1 protein-coding gene is annotated in these 563 nt (G+C 73.4%); it reads right to left on the reverse strand.

All coding sequences use genetic code 11. The annotated features are described in order from the left end of the window. Nucleotides 1–505: YbfB/YjiJ family MFS transporter (locus FV228_RS32235; protein WP_348645080.1), on the reverse strand; the 505-nt coding region annotated here is incomplete at its 3' end. Nucleotides 506–563 lie beyond the last annotated feature (58 nt).

Raw genomic sequence — 563 nt, forward strand, 5'->3', positions numbered from 1 at the left:
CCATGAGGCCCTGCGCCGCCGCCCAGAGAAGCCGCCGCGGCACGCGCGTCAGCCAGTGGGCCACGGCCGCGACCGACAGGGCCGAGGCGAGGCCGAACAGCGGCCAAGTCAGCCCGAACACCCTTGGGTCGGAGGCCAACTCGCGGGCCATCGCGGGCAGGAACGTGGCCGGCACGATGTAGCCGAACCCGAAAATTCCGTAGCACAGGACCAGGGCCGCCTGCCCGCTCCGTGACGGACGGGCGAAGGACGCGGCCTCGCGCTCGCCGATCCGGACCGGGGCCAGGCCCTGCCCCCGGGACAGGAACCCGACGAGCAGCGCGCCCAAACCTGCGACGAGGCCCAGTTCGAGCCACAGCCGCGTCGCCGGCTGGGTTCCACCCAGCCAGGCCAGCGCGCCGGCCAGCGCGATGCCCAGGCCCACGCCGGTGTAGATCCATGCGCCGAGCCGCGCGACGTGGCGCCGGGCGAGCTCGGCGAGGCACCAGCCGCTCGCGCAGATCAGGGCCCACGCTGTCTCTTAAACACATCACCGACCCCCCCAGCCAACGCTGCAGCTCGTA

Origin of the sequence: Methylobacterium sp. WL18 (assembly GCF_008040015.1) — a bacterium.
GTDB classification, from domain to species: Bacteria; Pseudomonadota; Alphaproteobacteria; order Rhizobiales; family Beijerinckiaceae; genus Methylobacterium; species Methylobacterium mesophilicum.